We start from the raw sequence: 15,027 nt of genomic DNA, 5'->3' as shown, positions 1-15,027 counted from the left end.
GCCGGATAGATTTACGCAAGCCACCTTCACCTCAGCCTGCTGTCAGCCCTTGCAAAAGCGGGGGTGACCATAGATTTTCATTATTGCTACGGCAATGACTGGCATCGGCTGGCCGCGACAAGCAAGATTTTCTAATGGTATGCCGGACTGACCGATACCAAGCTGCGCAACCTGAAGCCCAGAGACAAGCTCGAAATGGCCAACACCTGCGAATAAAGGCTGCCAGGCACGCAGAAGAAGTACCGGCCAGCCTGGCGAGCAACGGGCGTTATGTCGAGCAGCTGCGCTCTGCAGCTAATCGTCCGCTTGCAATTTGCTGATAATTGCAGGACACTGCATCTGCACTTTGCGATGCAATAGGACTTCGACCATGACCACTGCAGCGACCGCCGGCCACTACTGGGACCGATGGGAGGCCAAGGCCCTGGCTGCCGGCGTGCCGGCGCACCTGGCCAGCCTCGGCCGCGAGCTGATGCGCGACCTGGCGCAGCACACCGCTGGCGAGATCCGCAGCCTCGGGCACGAGGGCGACGGCGACAAGATGATTGCGATGGCCCTGGCCGCGCCGATCACGATGGAGCTGCGCTTCGCCTCGGATCTGCGCACGCCGGCCGGCGTGTCGGGCCGCGTGGACCCCGAGGTCTACGAGCTGCTGGCCGCGCGCCTCGGCGGCGCTGCCGTCCTCGATGCGGCGTTGGCCAGCGAGAAGGCCGCGCACGACGCTGCAGCTCGCTCGGTGCGCACCCATCGCTTCTTCAAGGATGCCTCCGGGCGCATGACCATGGAACGGATCTCGGCATGAGCGCTGAAACCATCGACCACACCACACTGACGCGCCTGGTCGAAGCCCAGGCCGTGCGCGCTGCACACGTCATCGGCCAGCCTGGCGGGTGGAGCATCGTCGTCAAGTACGGCATGACAGAGCGCCCGCTGGCGGCCACACGCAGCCGCGAGGTCCGCGTCTTCAAGAAGTTCGAGACGCTGGTCGGCTACCTCAAGGATCTGGGCGTGAGCCGCTTCGATGTGAACGCGGCCGACTACGACCCGGAGGGCGGCAAGACCGTCTCGCGGCCTGACACGTCGGCCGCGCTCAAGCGGGCGCACGAGGCCGCTGCTCATGACAAGTGGTTCCGTGGCCAGGTCGAGGAGGCCTTGGCCGAGGCCAAGGATCCGAACGCGCCGCCCTCGATCCCTCACGATGTTGTGAAGGCCGGCATGGCGCGGCAGCGCGCGGCGCTGCAGAAGCGGATCGCCAAGGCCGCTAAGTGATGCGGCTGACATGGCGACCACAAGCCGAGCAGCAGCGCAGCGATGGCATCGACTACATCGCCGAGCAAGACCCGATCACGGCCTTGGCCTTGCTGGACCGCATCGAGGAGCAGACCGACATGCTCCTGCAGCAGCCCAAGATGGGCCGGCCTGGTCGAGTGAAGGGCACGCGCGAGCTGGTCATCAGCCGCACGCCCTTCATCGTGGTCTACCACCTGCCTGACGCCTCCAGCATCGAGATCCTGCAGCTCCTTCACGGCTCGCAGCAGTGGCCACCAGCGTGATTCAACCCTTGCAGGAGCGATCCATGGCCACTCCAGCCAATCCACTTCAATCCGCGTTCGACTACGCGAACGCCTCCCTGGCCCTGGAGGGTCTGGCTGTGGACGCGGCCCAGGCCGCCCGGCAGCAGCAGGTCATCGACGGCCGCAAGTCCTTCGCTGGGGCGATTGCCGCTGCCGTCAAAGAAGCGAGCCAGTGAGCGCCGCGGGCGTGGCGCATTGCTTGACCGACCAACCGTAGAAAACGATGAGTTGATGGAGGCAGTTCGTGACTCGCGCGGCTATTCGCCCAGCTTCGGGCGCATTCGCGTGCGCTCGTCGTGAATTCAACTTGTTGAAGCTGGCATCGCTTAACCTCAACGGCGTTCGGGTCGTTCGCGCTGAATCAACAGAGTTCCCTCGATTGATGTGGCAGCAATCGACAAGGGCAGGATGCCAGATGTGTGCCTCACGGCTCACATCCGTCCTGGTCCGCTAGCTCGCTTCGCGCCCGTCGCAGACGCTCAGGGCTGCGCCCCGAGACCCCCGTTTTGGAATTCGTTGCGCTTCGCTTGGAATTGCGACACCGTGCTGACGCTAGGCAGCGCGCAAGCCTTCGGGTGACGGTCGTGGACGGCTGCAGCAAGGAGGCGGTGCGGATCGCTGTGGATACCTCAATCCCAGCGCTGTACGTCACGCGGGTGCTCGACCAAGTCAAGGCTGAGCTGGGCTTGCCCAAAGTGATTCGCACCGACAACGGTCCGGAGTTCGCCGGCCGGACGATGCAGACCTGGGCCGCCAGGAACGGCGTCGAGCTGCGCTTCATCCAGCCCGGAAAGCCGGTGCAGAACGCCTACATCGAAAGCTTCAACAGCCGCTTCCGCGACGAGTGCCTGTCGCAGCACTGGTTCGCCAGCCTGAGCCACATGCGCAGCGTCATCGACAACTGGCGCGAGGACTACAACCACCACCGGCCGCACAGCACCCTCGGGTATGTGCCACCGGCCGTGTTCGCCGCGCGGTGCCGCCAGCATGCTGGCGGAACCGCGCCAAACCCCGCATCGATAGCTACGATGCAAACCCCTGGGCTCTAGATCGAAGTGCTACGAATCCTGGGGGCAGCGCAATCTGGGGTCGAAGCCAGCGCGCCAGAACGGACGCCCGCAGACGCCGCGACGCTGATCACGCTCAGTCAATAGTGACCTTGGCCTCCTTCACCAACTTGGCGAACTTCTCGGTCTCTGCCCTGATCTGCTGAGCCATTTGCTCGCTGCTGTTGCCGATGGGCTCGGCGCCGATCTCCTCCATGCGCTTGCGGAAATCGGCCGACTGGATGACCTTGACCATCTCCGCGTTGAGCCTGGCAGTGATTTCCTTAGGCGTAGCCGCTGGCGCAAGGACACCGAACCAAGTGCCGATGTTGAAGCCCTTCAATCCGGCTTCCTCTAGCGTGGGCACGTCGGGCAGCGCCGAAGAGCGCTTTGCCGTCGTCACCGCCAGGGCCCTCAGCTTGCCACCCCTGATGTGCTGCAGTACCGGCGTGATGGTGTCGAAGGACATCGAGATCTGGCCGCCCAGCAGGTCGGTCGCCAGGGGACCGCTGCCCTTGTAGGGAATGTGCAGGATTTCGGTGCCGGTCATGTTCTGGAACTGGGTGCCGATGAGGTGCTGCGCCGTGCCGTTGCCGTTGGAGCCATAGGTCAGCTTGCCGGCCTGGGCTTTCGCCAGCGCGACCAGCTCGGCGACGTTCTTCGCCGGCGTCGCTGCATTGACGGTCAGCACATTGGGAACGAGGGCGATGGTGGTGATCGGCGCGAAGTCGCGCTGCAGGTCGTAGGGCAGCTTCTTGAACACGCTGCTGGCGATGGTGTGGTGCACGGCGCCCACCAGCAGCGTGTAGCCGTCGGGCTTGCTCTTGGCGACGAAGTCGGCGCCCAGCGTCGCGCCGGCGCCCGGCTTGCTCTCCACAACGACCGCCTGGCCCAGGCTTTGGGACAGCTTGTCGCCGAGCGCCCGGGCCAGTACGTCGGTGGTGCCACCGGCAGGGAACGGCACGATGAGCGTGATGGGCTTGCTGGGCCAGCCTTGGGCCAGCGCGGGCGTGCCGCTCGCGACCATCAGCCCGAGGGCTGCGATGCGGAAGATGCTACGGCGCGTGGTCTGCCTGATCGTGCTGTTCATGAGGTCTTACATGGACACCTCCCGTGTGGCAAGTGAGTTCTTGATGTTCTGACTCGGCGGATACGACTGCGGTCTTACATCCGGCCTTGTGGTGCAGGGGCGGGACGAGTCCCGGCCTTCTGCTGGCCCTGATGGTCATTCGCGAGGCCGGTGCTCATCTCCGTCAACGGGATTCGCGAAGCGTTTCCCCTGACCTCATTCAGCTTTACCCGGCCCGCGGTCCGACCGCTTTGCCATCACTTCATCGACTCGACTTACGCACTCTTTGTGGCATCCACTCCTTGTTCGTGGGTTGATCTATGCCGCCGCTTGTGCGGCTGCGCTCCCGGGCCTGATGCTCGTCCAGTCCCGCTGATACGCCCGGCCGTGGGCCACGATCGCCCAGGCCGTGCGTGCCATCTTGTTGGCCAGCGCCACCACCGCCACATTCAGCGGCCGGCGTGCCAGCAGTCGTTCCAGCCACTTGGGCTTGTCCTTGGCGTGCTCGATCACCGCTCGCGCTCCGTGAATGAGCAAGGTGCGCAGGTACGGATCGCCCCGCTTGCTCAGATGTCCGACGTGCACCTTGCCGCCGGTGCCCGCATGCGCTGGCACCAGCCCGATGCTGGCGCTGAACTCCCGCCCCGAGCGCCAAGCCTTGGCGTCTCCCAGCGTGGCCGCCAGCGCCGTACTGCCCAACACGCCGATGCCCGGCACCTGGTCCAGCGCGCGTGCGCCTGCCAGTTGTTTCTGCACCGCCGCGATCTCGCACTCGAGCTGCTCGATGCGCTGGCCAATCTGCGCCAGCGTCTGCAACTGCCCGTCCACCAGCGTTCGCATCGTCGCGGGCAACTGTTCGTCGATGGCCGCGCGCTGTGCGCTCAAGGCCTTCAGCCCCGCCTGGCGGCCGCCGCGCAGCACCACGCCGAACTCGTACAGCAGCCCGCGCAGCGCATTCACCGTGGCCGTGCGCACACTCACCCAGTGCGAGCGCGTGCGGTGCAGTGCCAGCACCGCCTGCTGCTCGACGCTCTTTTGCGGCACGCGCCGGATGTCGCTTTGCTGCGCCGCCCGCCAGATCGCCCGCGCGTCGGCCGCGTCGTCCTTGTTGCTGCGAACGAACGGCCGCACCTGCGCCGGCGGCAGCAGCTCCACCTCGTGACCCAGGCCGCCCAGCACGCGCGCCCAGTGGTGCGCGCTGCCACACGCCTCCATCACGATGCGCACCGGCTGCAACGGCGCGAAGTACGCCGCCAGCTTGGCTCGCGCCAGCTGCTTGCGTCCGATCTCGCCCGTCTCGGCTTCAACCCAGTGCAGTTGCATCACGTTCTTGGCAATGTCCAAACCGTAAGTCGTACGATCCATTTGGGGTCTCCGTCAGCGTGAGTTCACTCGGAACTTCACTTTGGCACTCGATGCCGTTCGACGCGAGGCCCCACCCGCAGCCGGCTTTCTCCTTGGTCAGCGGTACTCAGCGGGTTCATGAGCGTCAGCGCGTCGGTTCATCGGGAGGGAGGTGTCCATGCCATCTCCGTTTGTCGTTGGGAACGAAAGGAAGGTGACTCCGGCCTCGACACCACTCAGCGCTGCCGGATCGCGTTGCGCCCGCTGAAGAGGGCGTCCGAGCCCAGCTCTGCCTCGATCAGCAGCAGTCGGTTGTACTTGGCCATGCGGTCCGAGCGGCACAACGAGCCGGTCTTGATCTGCGTTGCCGTAGTGCACACGCTGAGGTCGGCGATGGTGGTGTCCTCGGTCTCGCCGGAGCGGTGCGACACCACGGCGGCATACCCCGCCTGCTCGGCCATCGCGATGGCAGCCAGGGTCTCGGTCAACGTACCGATCTGGTTGGGCTTGATGAGGATGGCGTTGGCCGCGCCGCGTGAGATGCCATGCTGCAGGATCTCGGTGTTGGTGACGAATAGGTCATCGCCGACGAGCTGGACGCGGTGGCCCAGTCGCTGGGTCAGCAGTTCCCAACCAGCCCAGTCGCCTTCGGCCATGCCGTCTTCGACGGTGACGATAGGGTAGTCATCCGCCCAGGCCGCGAGGTATTCGACAAACTGCGCCGAGCTGAAGCTCCGCCCCTCGGAGGCCAGCTCGTAGCTGCCGTCGCGGAAGAACTCGGAGCTGGCGACGTCCAGGCCGAGGGCGATGTCCGTGCCGGGCTTGAAGCCCGCGCTGGCGATGGCCGCCAGGATCACCTCGATGGCCGCCTCGTTGGAAGGCAGATCGGGCGCAAAGCCGCCCTCGTCGCCCACCGCGGTCGCCAGGCCCCGACTCTTCAGCAGCGCCTTCAAGGCGTGGAACACCTCGACACCCCAGCGCATTGCTTCGGCAAAGCGAGGCGCGCCCACGGGCACGATCATGAACTCCTGCATGTCGACGTTGTTGTCGGCATGGGCACCGCCGTTGATGATGTTCATCATGGGCATCGGCAGCCGGATCTGGCGGCCCGCGCCCAGGTGCCGGTACAACGGCACACCGGACGACGCCGCGCCGGCCTTGGCCAGCGCCAGCGACACCGCCAACGTCGCGTTGGCACCCAGGCGTGCCTTGGTCGGCGTGCCGTCGAGTTCGATCATGAGGCGGTCCAGCGCAGCCTGGCCATTGATGCCGCGGCCGGCCAGCGCGGCGGCGATCTCGCCATTGATGTGCCCGACCGCCTTCAGCACGCCCTTGCCGCCATAACGCTTCGTATCGCCGTCGCGCAGCTCCAGCGCCTCGCGGGAGCCGGTCGACGCGCCGGACGGTGCGGCTGCGAAACCGCGCGCGCCGTCGGACAGAAGCACTTCGGCCGCGACCGTCGGATTGCCTCGTGAATCCAGGATCTCGAAGCCACGGACTTGCTGAATCTCTGCCATGTCGGTCTCAGTTGATCTGCGCGATGCGCAGCATGTTGGTGGTGCCGGACGTACCGAACGGCATGCCGGCCGAAATGACGACGGTCTGACCCGCAGCGCCGAAGCCTTCCCGGGCGGCGGTTCGACACGCGAGGTCGCTCATCTCCGGCACATCCGCCACTTCGTGGCAGAGCACGGCATGGACGCCCCACACCAGCGCCAGATGGCGTGCGGTCGACAGGCGCGGCGTCATGCCGATGACCGGAGCCTGGGGCCGCTCCCGCGCCATGCGCAGCGCCGAGTAACCCGAGCTGGTATACGCCACCGTCGCCACAGCCTGGAGCTGGCCGGTGATGTCGCGAATGGCGCTGCCGATGGCGTCGGCCGCGCCCGACCGCGTCGACGACCGCGATGCATCGATGGCCTCGCGGTAGTAGGGGTCGGCCTCGGTGTGCCGGATGATGCTGGCCATCATGCGCACGGCCTCCACCGGATGGCGGCCGCTGGCCGACTCGGCGGACAGCATGACGGCGTCGGCGCCTTCGTAGATGGCCGTCGCGACGTCGGACGCCTCGGCCCTTGTGGGCACCGGCGCGGCGACCATGGACTCCAGCATCTGCGTGGCAACGATGACCGGTTTGCCGGCGCGGCGGCAGGCCTGGATGATGCGTTTCTGGATGGCCGGCACCTGCTCTGCCGGCATCTCGACGCCCAGGTCACCGCGGGCCACCATGACGGCGTCTGTCTCGGCCACGATGGCCTCCAGCGATGTGATGGCGGCCGGCTTCTCCAGCTTGGCGACGATGCCGGCGCGGCCGCCGACCAGACCGCGGATCTCGACGATGTCTTCGGGCCGCTGGACGAACGACAGCGCCACCCAGTCCACGCCCAGCTTCAGGCCGAACGCCAGGTCGGCATGGTCCTTCTCGGTCATGGCCGACAGGGGAAGAACCACGCCGGGCACGTTGACGCCCTTGCGATCCGACAGCACGCTGCCGTTGACGACGACGGTCTCCGCGAAGTCGGCACCGAAGGCCTCCACACTCAGCCTGACGCGCCCGTCGTCCAGCAGCAGTTCGGTGCCCACCTGGAGCGCCGCGAAGATCTCCGGATGCGGCAGTGCGACGCGCGCCGACGTGCCGGGCGTTTGCGCGTCCAGGTCGAGCCGGAAGGCTTGGCCTAGCTGTAGTTGCACGGGACCACCGGCGAAGGTGCCGATGCGCAGCTTGGGTCCTTGCAGGTCCAGCAGCACGGCGATGGGCCTGCCGCTTTCCTGTTCGACCTGGCGGATCAGATCGAGACGGCGGCGATGGTCATCGTGGCTGCCGTGGCTGAAGTTCAACCGGAAGACGTCGGCGCCCGCATCGAACAGGGCACGGATCGTTTCCTTCTCGTCGCTCGCAGGCCCCAGCGTGGCGACGATCTTGGCGTGTTTGTTGCGTTTCATGGGGAGTCAGGCGCCGGCCCCGGTGATGAGGATGGCGCGGAAGTCGTTGACGTTGGTCAGCGTGGGACCGGTGATGACCGAGTCACCCAGCGCCTCGAAGAAGCCGTGTCCGTCGTTGCGGTCCAGGCGCTCGCGGGGATTCATCTCCAGCGACCACGCCCGCGCCAGCGTGTCGGGCGTGAGCACGGCACCGGCAATCTCCTCCTGTCCGTCGACGCCGTCGGTGTCGCCGGCCAGCGCGTACACGCCCGCCTCACCTTGCAGCGCGACGCCGAGTGAAAGCAGGAACTCGACATTGCGTCCACCACGGCCGCTGCCGCGCACGGTGACAGTGGTTTCGCCGCCGGACAGCAGTACGCACGGCGGCGTGAAGGGCTGACTGCGCCGGGCGACTTGCAGCGTGAGGCCGGCGAGCGTCTTGGCCACGTCGCGCGATTCGCCTTCGATGGTGTCGCCCAGGATGTAGGTCGCGACACCTGCATCCCGCGCCACGCGGGCCGCGGCTTCGAGCGCCATCTGCGGCGTGGCGATGAAGTGCGTCTGGATGTCCGGCAGTCTGGGGTCGCCGGGTTTCAGCGTCTCGCCTTCGCCGCTTTGCAGCAGGGCCAGCGCGGCGGGTGGGACATCGATCGCGTACCGGCGCAGGATGTCGAGAGCGTCGGCGCAAGTGCTGGCGTCGGGCACCGTGGGCCCCGAGGCGATGTCGATGGCGTTGTCGCCCGGCACGTCCGACAACAGCAGGTTGACCACCTTCGCCGGCGCACAGGCCGCGGCCAGCCGGCCGCCCTTGATGGCCGACAGGTGCCGGCGCACGCAGTTCATCTCGCTGATGCTGGCGCCGCTGGCCAGCAGCGCGCGGTTGAGCGCCTGCTTGTCCTGCAGCGTCAGCCCAGCGAGCGGCAGCGGCAGTAGGGACGAGCCGCCGCCCGAGATCAAGCACAGCACGAGGTCGTCGGCCGTGAGGCCCTGCACGAGCTGGAGCATGCGCTCGGCGGCCTGCTCGCCGGCTGCATCCGGCACGGGATGCGCGGCTTCGACGATCTCGATCCGACTGCAGGGCACGGCATAGCCGTAGCGGGTGACGACCAGGCCGCTGAGCGGGCCTTGCCAATGGTCCTCGACCGCCCTGGCCATCGCCGCGGAGGCCTTGCCGGCACCGATCACCACCAGGCGGCCCTTGGGGGGCTCTGGCAGGAAGCGAGGCACGCAAAGCGCCGGCTGGGCCGCCGCGATGGCGGCATCAAACATGGCCCGCAGCAGGTCACGGGGCTTGGACAAGCTCATGGTGTCTTCACGCTGAAGTGCCGCGCGGGGCGGCGTGCTCAGGGCAACGCCGCGTCCGTGGAGGACGCGGCTCGTGGACTCAGGCTGCTTTGAGCTGCTTGTTGTCCGCCAGGAAGGCGCAGACCGCCGCCGTCACGTCGGCCGTCTTGGCGCTGCCGCCCAGGTCGCCGGTATGCAGTGCGGGGTTGGCGGTCACGCTCTCGATGGCGGCCATGACCGACTTGGCTGCGTCCTTCTCACCCAGGTGCTCCAGCATCATGACCACCGACCAGAAGGTGCCGACCGGGTTGGCCAGGCCCTTGCCCATGATGTCGAAGGCCGAGCCGTGGATGGGCTCGAACATCGACGGATAGCGGCGCTCCGGGTCGATGTTGCCGGTGGGCGCGATGCCCAGGCTGCCGGCCAGTGCAGCGGCCAGGTCGCTGAGGATGTCGGCGTGCAGGTTGGTGGCGACGATGGTGTCCAGCGTGTCGGGCTTGTTGACCATGCGCGCCGTGGCTGCGTCCACCAGTTCCTTGCCCCAGGTCACGTCCGGGAACTCCTTGGAGATCTGCAGCGCGATCTCGTCCCACATCACCATCGCATGGCGCTGGGCGTTGCTCTTGGTGATGACGGTCAGCAGCTTGCGCGGGCGCGACTGGGCCAGCTTGAAGGCGAAGCGCAGGATGCGTTCGACACCCGCACGGGTCATCATGCAGACGTCCGTCGCTGCCTCGATGGGATGGCCCTGGTGCACGCGACCACCGACGCCCGAATACTCGCCTTCGGAGTTCTCACGGACGATGACCCAGTTCAGGTCCTCGGTCTTGCAGCGCTTCAACGGCGCGTCGATGCCGGGCAGGATGCGCGTGGGGCGCACGTTGGCGTACTGATCGAAGCCCTGGCAGATCTTCAGGCGCAGGCCCCAGAGCGTGATGTGGTCGGGGATGTCCGGGTCGCCGGCCGAGCCGAACAGGATGGCGTCCTTGTTGCGCAGCGCGTCCAGGCCGTTGGCCGGCATCATCTCGCCGTGCTCGCGGTACCAGTCGCCGCCCCAGCCGAAGTTCTCAAACTCGAAGCGGAAGTTGCCGGTGGTGGCCGCCAGGGCCTCCAGCACCTGCTGGCCGGCCGGAACGACTTCCTTGCCGATGCCGTCGCCAGGGATGGTTGCGATGCGATAGGTCTTCATGATGGATATCTCCGTGAGAAACGTGTGAGGGGTGGGTGTGGGGGGGGGGGACGTCAGTGCACTGCGGCAGCGGTGGCCGGTGACGTCGGGCGTTGGGAGCGGGAGAGCAACAGGGTCAGCACAGCCGAGAGGACCAGCAGGCCGGCGACGAAGTACAGGCCGCCTTCAAAGCTGCCGGTCTTGTCCTTGATCCAGCCGATCATGGCGGGACCGACGAAGCCGCCGAGGTTGCCGATGGAGTTGATCGTGGCGATGCCAGTGGCCGCGGCGGCGCCCGACAGGAACACCGTCGGCATGCTCCACAGCGGGGGCTTGGCGCAGCTGATGCCGATGTTCACGAGCGTCAGCGCTGCGATCAGGCCGATCGTGCCGTTGGCGCCCGCCGCGACCACCAGGCCGATGGAAGCTGCCAGGCAGGCCAGCACGACGTGCCACGTGCGTTCGCGGGTGCGGTCGGAGTGGCGCGACCACAGCACCATCGCGATGACCGAGATCGTCGGCGGGATGGCATTCAGCAGGCCCACCGTCATGGACGACACGCCGAGCTGCTTGATGATCTGCGGTGCCCAGATGCCCAGCGTGTAGAGGCCAGCCGAGGTGCCGAAGTAGATGAACGCGAGGGCGAGGACGCGGATGTTCAGCAGGCCGCTGAGGCCGCCATGCTTGGCATCGCTGCCCTTGGCGGCGGTCTCCGCCTTCATCTCCGTGACGAGCCAGGCACGTTCGTCGTCCTTCAGCCAGCGGGCCTGCTCGGGCTTGTCCGTCATGTAGAAGAACACGACGATGCCCAGCAGCACGGCAGGCACAGCCTCGATGATGAACATCCACTGCCAGCCGTGCATGCCCAGGATGCCGTCCATCTCCAGCAGCGCAGCCGACAGCGGCGAGCCCAGTGCCGTGGAGATGGGAGCGGCGGCCATGAACAAGGCCGTCACGCCGGCGCGATGCCGGGCCGGGAACCAGTAGCTGATGTACAGGATGATCCCGGGGAAGAAGCCCGCCTCCGCGGCCCCCAGTAGGAAGCGCACGACGTAGAAGCTGGTCGGCCCATCGACGAAGGCCATGCAGGCGGAAATGATCCCCCAGGTCACCATCACGCGGGCGATCCAAAGCCTCGCTCCGACCTTGTGCAGGATGACGTTGGACGGCACTTCGAACAGGAAGTAGCCCCAGAAGAAGATGCCTGCGCCGAAGCCCAGGATCGAGGCGGTGAAGCCCAGGTCGCCCTTCATCGTCAGCGCCGCGAAGCCGATGTTCACGCGGTCGATGTAGGCGATGAAGTACAGCAGCATGATGAACGGCACGATGCGCCAAGTGATCTTGCGCAGCGTCCGCTTCTCCAGGGCCATGTCCATGGCTTGTCTCCTTAAGTTGGTGTTCCCGGGTCATCCGCTGGAGGCTCGGGGCCCCGTGCTGGGTATGACGTGGAACGAAGCGTATGACCGTGCCACTTGCTGATGAATCGAACTAAACTTCATTCATAGTTGCAAATAACTGATGAATGAACGCGGACACCGACCTGGGTTTCTTTTGCTTGCTGGTGAAGCAGGGCAGCCTGGTGGCGACGGCGAGGGAGCTCAATCTGACCCCCCCCGCCGTGTCCCGACGGCTGGCGCTGCTGGAGGGCCGGCTCGGCGTGCGGCTGCTGAACCGGACCACCCGGCGCGTCAGCCTGACGAGCGAAGGCGAGGTGTACTTCGCCCACGCGCAACGGATCAACAGCGAAATCGAGGACGTCGAGCGGCTGATCACCAGCAGCCGCGGGGCGCCGCGCGGTCTGCTTCGCGTCAACGCACCGCTAGGCTTTGGCCGCTCCTACATCGGCCCGGCAATCTCAACATTCTCACGCGTGTGTCCGGAGGTGGAGGTGCAGCTACACCTCACCGACAGGCCGATCAGCCTGCCCGACGATGCCATCGACCTGGTGATCCATTTCGGTGAGATGCCCGACTCCCGGCTGGTCGCCAGGCGCATCGCCGCCAACCGCCGTTTGCTGGTCGCGTCGCCTGCCTATCTGCGCGCGGCGGGCACGCCCGCGACGCCGCATGAGCTGACGCAGCACCAATGCATCGTGCTGCGTCAGAACACGTCGGCATATGGCAACTGGCGGCTGAGCCGCGGCGAGCGGACCGAGACCGTCAAGGTGCATGGCAGGCTGAGCACCAACGATGGCGAGGTGGCGCTGAACTGGGCGCTGGAAGGCCACGGCGTGCTGATGCGCGCCGAGTGGGATGTGGCCAAGTACCTGCGTAGCGGCAGGCTGGTGCGCGTGCTCGCCGATTTCGAGACGCCGCCGGCCGACGTCTACGCCGTCTTCCCGGAGCGATTGAACCTATCTGCAAAGGTGACCCGATTCCTGGATCACCTTCGCGAGTTTCTCGGCGGGCACGTGGATGGGCCGGAAGTCGGCGCCACTAACTGGTAGCTACGTCATCGGACCGACGCGCTGGATCGCCTAAGGCGCTTAGGAGCGGTGACAGACGTTCAGCTGACTGCCTCGCCACCCATCCGGCGGCCATCGCCGCTGGAATCTCCTCAGGCGCGCCAATGACGGCTTCAGCTTGGTAGAGCGTGCATTCGGCTGTGGCTGGTGCCGAAGGGGCGACAGGGCAGTGCCAGCGCTGCGCCCGAATCAGCAAGCCGAAACGTCGTGCACGTGGAACCGCAACCTGCTTCTTGAGCCGACACCGCCGATTCAATCTTCCAGAGTCTCGTTCGGCTGTGCGGGCGCCTTTGCGGGGAGCTGAGATTTGGATGCGATGCCGCTGAGGAACAGGCCGATCAAATGAGCGACACGCGCCTTCGAGCCGAGCTGCTCTGTTGCCAGTGACGTAGCGACAGCCACGACAACGAGATCTTCGAAGGTCACGTCGGATCGGACCAGCTCAGATTGCTGCGCGACTTGCAGAAGCCGGCGCCCCTCGTCGCTCGTGGCGTTGCACCCAGCTGTGCCGCTCTGCAGGACGGCCCCGAGTGAGGCTGCCAGCCCGCTGTAAACGCACGTGTGAACGACCAGGTCCTCGAGATACGAGCGCAGCGCGGCCAGAGGATCGACTGTGGCGGAGCGCGCTCGGCTGTCCGCGGCAAGCGACAAAAACCGCTCGCTGTATGCCGCCGCCAGCAGTGCGTCGCGCGTCGGAAAGCGTCGATAGAGGGTGCCGATTCCGACGCCCGCGCGCTTCGCAACATCTTCCATCGAAGCCTCGGCTCCGCGCTCCAGGAAGACCTCCTCTGCCGCAGCGAGGAGGCGCTCACGATTTCGTTGAGCGTCGGCGCGGAGGGGTGTTCCTCGGGTCAAAAGGGGCATTCGTATCGTTGCTTGATAAGTGGAGGGTACCTCCGTATATTAAGTGGAGCAAGGCTCCACTTGTCGGAGTCTCAACTTTGGAAGGAGTTCAAATGGCGCAGCAATTCAGGGGCAAGGTGGTCGTGATCACAGGCGGATCCGACGGCATTGGCTTGGCGACAGCGAAGGCATTCGCCGGCGAAGGTGCCCATGTCTACATCACGGGACGGAGACAGGAGGCGCTCGACGATGCGGTTGCACAAATTGGCGGCAATGCTGTCGGGGTGCAAGGCGACATCGGCGAGCCCAAGGACATTGATCGGCTCTACGAACGCATCAAGTCAGAGCGCGGCCGGGTCGACGTGGTGTTTGCCAACGCCGGCATCTCCGAGTCCGCAGCGCTAGGCGATATCAGCGAGGACCACCTCGAGCGAGTGGTCGCCATCAACTTCAAAGGCACCGTGTTCACGGTGCAAAGGGCGCTTCCACTGATGACGGCCGGTGGCAGCATCGTCCTCGCCGGTTCAGCCGCCGGCAGCATGGGTTTGGGCGCTTTGTCCGTCTACAGCGCAACGAAAGCAGCAATCCGCTCGCTTGCTCGCACTTGGACGACCGACCTCAAGAGCCGAGGCATCCGCGTGAACGTCGTATCGCCCGGAATGGTCCAGACGCCGGCCATGAATGCCTACCTCCAGAACAACGCCGGAGCCGAGGAGGCGCTGAAGCAGATGATTCCGTTTGGCCGTCTTGGCAATTCGGAGGAAATCGCGAAGGCTGTACTCTTCCTTGCCTCGGACGCTGCGAGCTTCATCGCTGGGAATGAACTGTTCGTCGACGGCGGTGTGATGGCCGTTTAAGGGCCCCACTCGGCATGATCCCTATCCTCGGGCGTTCGGGGGAGGCCACTCTCGTTTGAGTCAGGTGGTCGCGCCGGGAGCGTGCGTATGCTGGTGGACAGGTATGGCGAATTGCTGAGCTACGGGCTAGGCGCATTGTTCGGCCGTTCACGCACTCAATGGATCGAGGCAGGCCGAGCAGTCGTGCTGCGAATCGGGCCCCCGGCGGAGCCGAGTCTTGCCTCTACCTACTGATGCCCAAATCGACTCGGCCCGCGTTAGTGTGACGAACGGCAGGTCCAACTTGCCAACCGGTCGGTCAATCCGACCGGGTCGCACCCTGACGGCCGGAATGCGTTGAGAACCGGTCGGGCGACGCACTGCGCCGGCCGACCGAGAACGTTTAGGTTTGTTCGACACCTGCCCGCGCGGCAAGCTAATGGCGCGAACGACGCCGAGTAGAGGGCAGGTGTTGGA

General features: G+C 66.1%; 15 protein-coding genes. 7 read left to right on the top strand and 8 right to left on the bottom strand.

Translation table 11 applies throughout. The features are described from left to right. Positions 1–370: 370 nt before the first annotated feature. The 5 genes from AC07VX_RS26590 to AC07VX_RS26570 all read left to right on the top strand — a co-directional run bounded on the left by AC07VX_RS26590 (position 371) and on the right by AC07VX_RS26570 (position 2,623). A complete protein-coding gene (locus tag AC07VX_RS26590; protein WP_493167801.1) occupies positions 371–802 on the top strand; it encodes a hypothetical protein in 432 nt (143 codons plus the stop codon). Next, a complete protein-coding gene (locus tag AC07VX_RS26585) occupies positions 799–1,269 on the top strand; it encodes a ParC-related protein (RefSeq protein WP_493167802.1) in 471 nt (156 codons plus the stop codon). The genes AC07VX_RS26590 and AC07VX_RS26585 overlap by 4 nt, the downstream gene beginning before the upstream one ends. Continuing rightward, positions 1,269–1,553, top strand: a complete 285-nt coding sequence (locus AC07VX_RS26580) for a type II toxin-antitoxin system RelE/ParE family toxin (protein ID WP_493167803.1) — start codon at positions 1,269–1,271, stop codon at positions 1,551–1,553. Before AC07VX_RS26585 ends, AC07VX_RS26580 begins: the two co-directional genes overlap by 1 nt. 23 nt (positions 1,554–1,576) lie before the next feature. Next, entirely contained in the window at positions 1,577–1,750 is a 174-nt protein-coding gene (locus AC07VX_RS26575) for a hypothetical protein (protein ID WP_493167804.1), read from the top strand. 399 nt (positions 1,751–2,149) lie between these two features. Beyond that, the gene (locus AC07VX_RS26570) at positions 2,150–2,623 is read left to right on the top strand and encodes an integrase core domain-containing protein (protein ID WP_493167805.1); all 474 of its coding nucleotides are present in this window, start codon (positions 2,150–2,152) and stop codon (positions 2,621–2,623) included. Positions 2,624–2,717: 94 nt separating this feature from the next. Here the strand turns inward: AC07VX_RS26570 and AC07VX_RS26565 are convergent, their stop codons facing one another. The 7 genes from AC07VX_RS26565 to AC07VX_RS26535 all read right to left on the bottom strand — a co-directional run bounded on the left by AC07VX_RS26565 (position 2,718) and on the right by AC07VX_RS26535 (position 11,783). Further along, a complete protein-coding gene (locus tag AC07VX_RS26565; protein WP_493167806.1) occupies positions 2,718–3,710 on the bottom strand; it encodes a Bug family tripartite tricarboxylate transporter substrate binding protein in 993 nt (330 codons plus the stop codon). A gap of 297 nt (positions 3,711–4,007) precedes the next feature. Next, the gene (locus AC07VX_RS26560) at positions 4,008–5,054 is read right to left on the bottom strand and encodes an IS110 family RNA-guided transposase (RefSeq protein WP_493167807.1); all 1,047 of its coding nucleotides are present in this window, start codon (positions 5,052–5,054) and stop codon (positions 4,008–4,010) included. A gap of 215 nt (positions 5,055–5,269) precedes the next feature. Beyond that, complete coding sequence (gene eno, locus AC07VX_RS26555; RefSeq protein WP_493167808.1) at positions 5,270–6,550, bottom strand: phosphopyruvate hydratase; 1,281 nt, start codon at positions 6,548–6,550, stop codon at positions 5,270–5,272. A gap of 7 nt (positions 6,551–6,557) precedes the next feature. Continuing rightward, the gene (gene pyk / locus AC07VX_RS26550) at positions 6,558–7,976 is read right to left on the bottom strand and encodes a pyruvate kinase (protein ID WP_493167809.1); all 1,419 of its coding nucleotides are present in this window, start codon (positions 7,974–7,976) and stop codon (positions 6,558–6,560) included. Between the two features lie 6 nt (positions 7,977–7,982). Further along, entirely contained in the window at positions 7,983–9,260 is a 1,278-nt protein-coding gene (locus tag AC07VX_RS26545; RefSeq protein WP_493167810.1) for a glycerate kinase type-2 family protein, read from the bottom strand. Between the two features lie 79 nt (positions 9,261–9,339). Beyond that, entirely contained in the window at positions 9,340–10,428 is a 1,089-nt protein-coding gene (locus AC07VX_RS26540; RefSeq protein ID WP_493167811.1) for a tartrate dehydrogenase, read from the bottom strand. Between the two features lie 53 nt (positions 10,429–10,481). Then, positions 10,482–11,783, bottom strand: coding sequence for an MFS transporter (locus tag AC07VX_RS26535; RefSeq protein WP_493167812.1), 1,302 nt, complete (start codon positions 11,781–11,783; stop codon positions 10,482–10,484). Positions 11,784–11,929: 146 nt separating this feature from the next. Between AC07VX_RS26535 and AC07VX_RS26530 the strand changes: the two genes are divergently transcribed. Continuing rightward, positions 11,930–12,853, top strand: coding sequence for a LysR family transcriptional regulator (locus tag AC07VX_RS26530; protein ID WP_493167813.1), 924 nt, complete (start codon positions 11,930–11,932; stop codon positions 12,851–12,853). A gap of 270 nt (positions 12,854–13,123) precedes the next feature. On the opposite strand, the gene AC07VX_RS26525 is transcribed toward AC07VX_RS26530, so the two are convergent. Then, positions 13,124–13,735, bottom strand: a complete 612-nt coding sequence (locus AC07VX_RS26525) for a TetR/AcrR family transcriptional regulator (protein WP_493167814.1) — start codon at positions 13,733–13,735, stop codon at positions 13,124–13,126. Positions 13,736–13,827: 92 nt separating this feature from the next. Between AC07VX_RS26525 and AC07VX_RS26520 the strand changes: the two genes are divergently transcribed. After that, positions 13,828–14,571 carry an SDR family NAD(P)-dependent oxidoreductase gene (locus AC07VX_RS26520; protein WP_493167815.1) on the top strand — a complete coding sequence of 248 codons (744 nt, stop codon included), beginning with the start codon at positions 13,828–13,830 and terminating at the stop codon, positions 14,569–14,571. The last annotated feature ends 456 nt before the right edge of the window (positions 14,572–15,027 follow it).

It is taken from the genome of Roseateles sp. GW821-FHT03B02 (assembly GCF_059421025.1).
Note: the sequence above shows the minus strand (reverse complement) of the source record. Positions and strands in the feature narration are given on the sequence as shown.

Bases quoted from the DNA above. Each gene is read 5' to 3' on its own strand.
- AC07VX_RS26590 (WP_493167801.1), top strand. From the start codon at position 371: ATGACCACTGCAGCGACCGCCGGCCACTACTGGGACCGATGGGAGGCC.
- AC07VX_RS26545 (WP_493167810.1), bottom strand. From the start codon at position 9,260: ATGAGCTTGTCCAAGCCCCGTGACCTGCTGCGGGCCATGTTTGATGCC.
- AC07VX_RS26520 (WP_493167815.1), top strand. From the start codon at position 13,828: ATGGCGCAGCAATTCAGGGGCAAGGTGGTCGTGATCACAGGCGGATCC.
- pyk (WP_493167809.1), bottom strand. From the start codon at position 7,976: ATGAAACGCAACAAACACGCCAAGATCGTCGCCACGCTGGGGCCTGCG.
- AC07VX_RS26530 (WP_493167813.1), top strand. From the start codon at position 11,930: ATGAACGCGGACACCGACCTGGGTTTCTTTTGCTTGCTGGTGAAGCAG.
- AC07VX_RS26580 (WP_493167803.1), top strand. From the start codon at position 1,269: ATGCGGCTGACATGGCGACCACAAGCCGAGCAGCAGCGCAGCGATGGC.
- AC07VX_RS26560 (WP_493167807.1), bottom strand. From the start codon at position 5,054: ATGGATCGTACGACTTACGGTTTGGACATTGCCAAGAACGTGATGCAA.
- eno (WP_493167808.1), bottom strand. From the start codon at position 6,550: ATGGCAGAGATTCAGCAAGTCCGTGGCTTCGAGATCCTGGATTCACGA.
- AC07VX_RS26565 (WP_493167806.1), bottom strand. From the start codon at position 3,710: ATGAACAGCACGATCAGGCAGACCACGCGCCGTAGCATCTTCCGCATC.
- AC07VX_RS26535 (WP_493167812.1), bottom strand. From the start codon at position 11,783: ATGGACATGGCCCTGGAGAAGCGGACGCTGCGCAAGATCACTTGGCGC.
- AC07VX_RS26525 (WP_493167814.1), bottom strand. From the start codon at position 13,735: ATGCCCCTTTTGACCCGAGGAACACCCCTCCGCGCCGACGCTCAACGA.
- AC07VX_RS26575 (WP_493167804.1), top strand. From the start codon at position 1,577: ATGGCCACTCCAGCCAATCCACTTCAATCCGCGTTCGACTACGCGAAC.
- AC07VX_RS26585 (WP_493167802.1), top strand. From the start codon at position 799: ATGAGCGCTGAAACCATCGACCACACCACACTGACGCGCCTGGTCGAA.
- AC07VX_RS26540 (WP_493167811.1), bottom strand. From the start codon at position 10,428: ATGAAGACCTATCGCATCGCAACCATCCCTGGCGACGGCATCGGCAAG.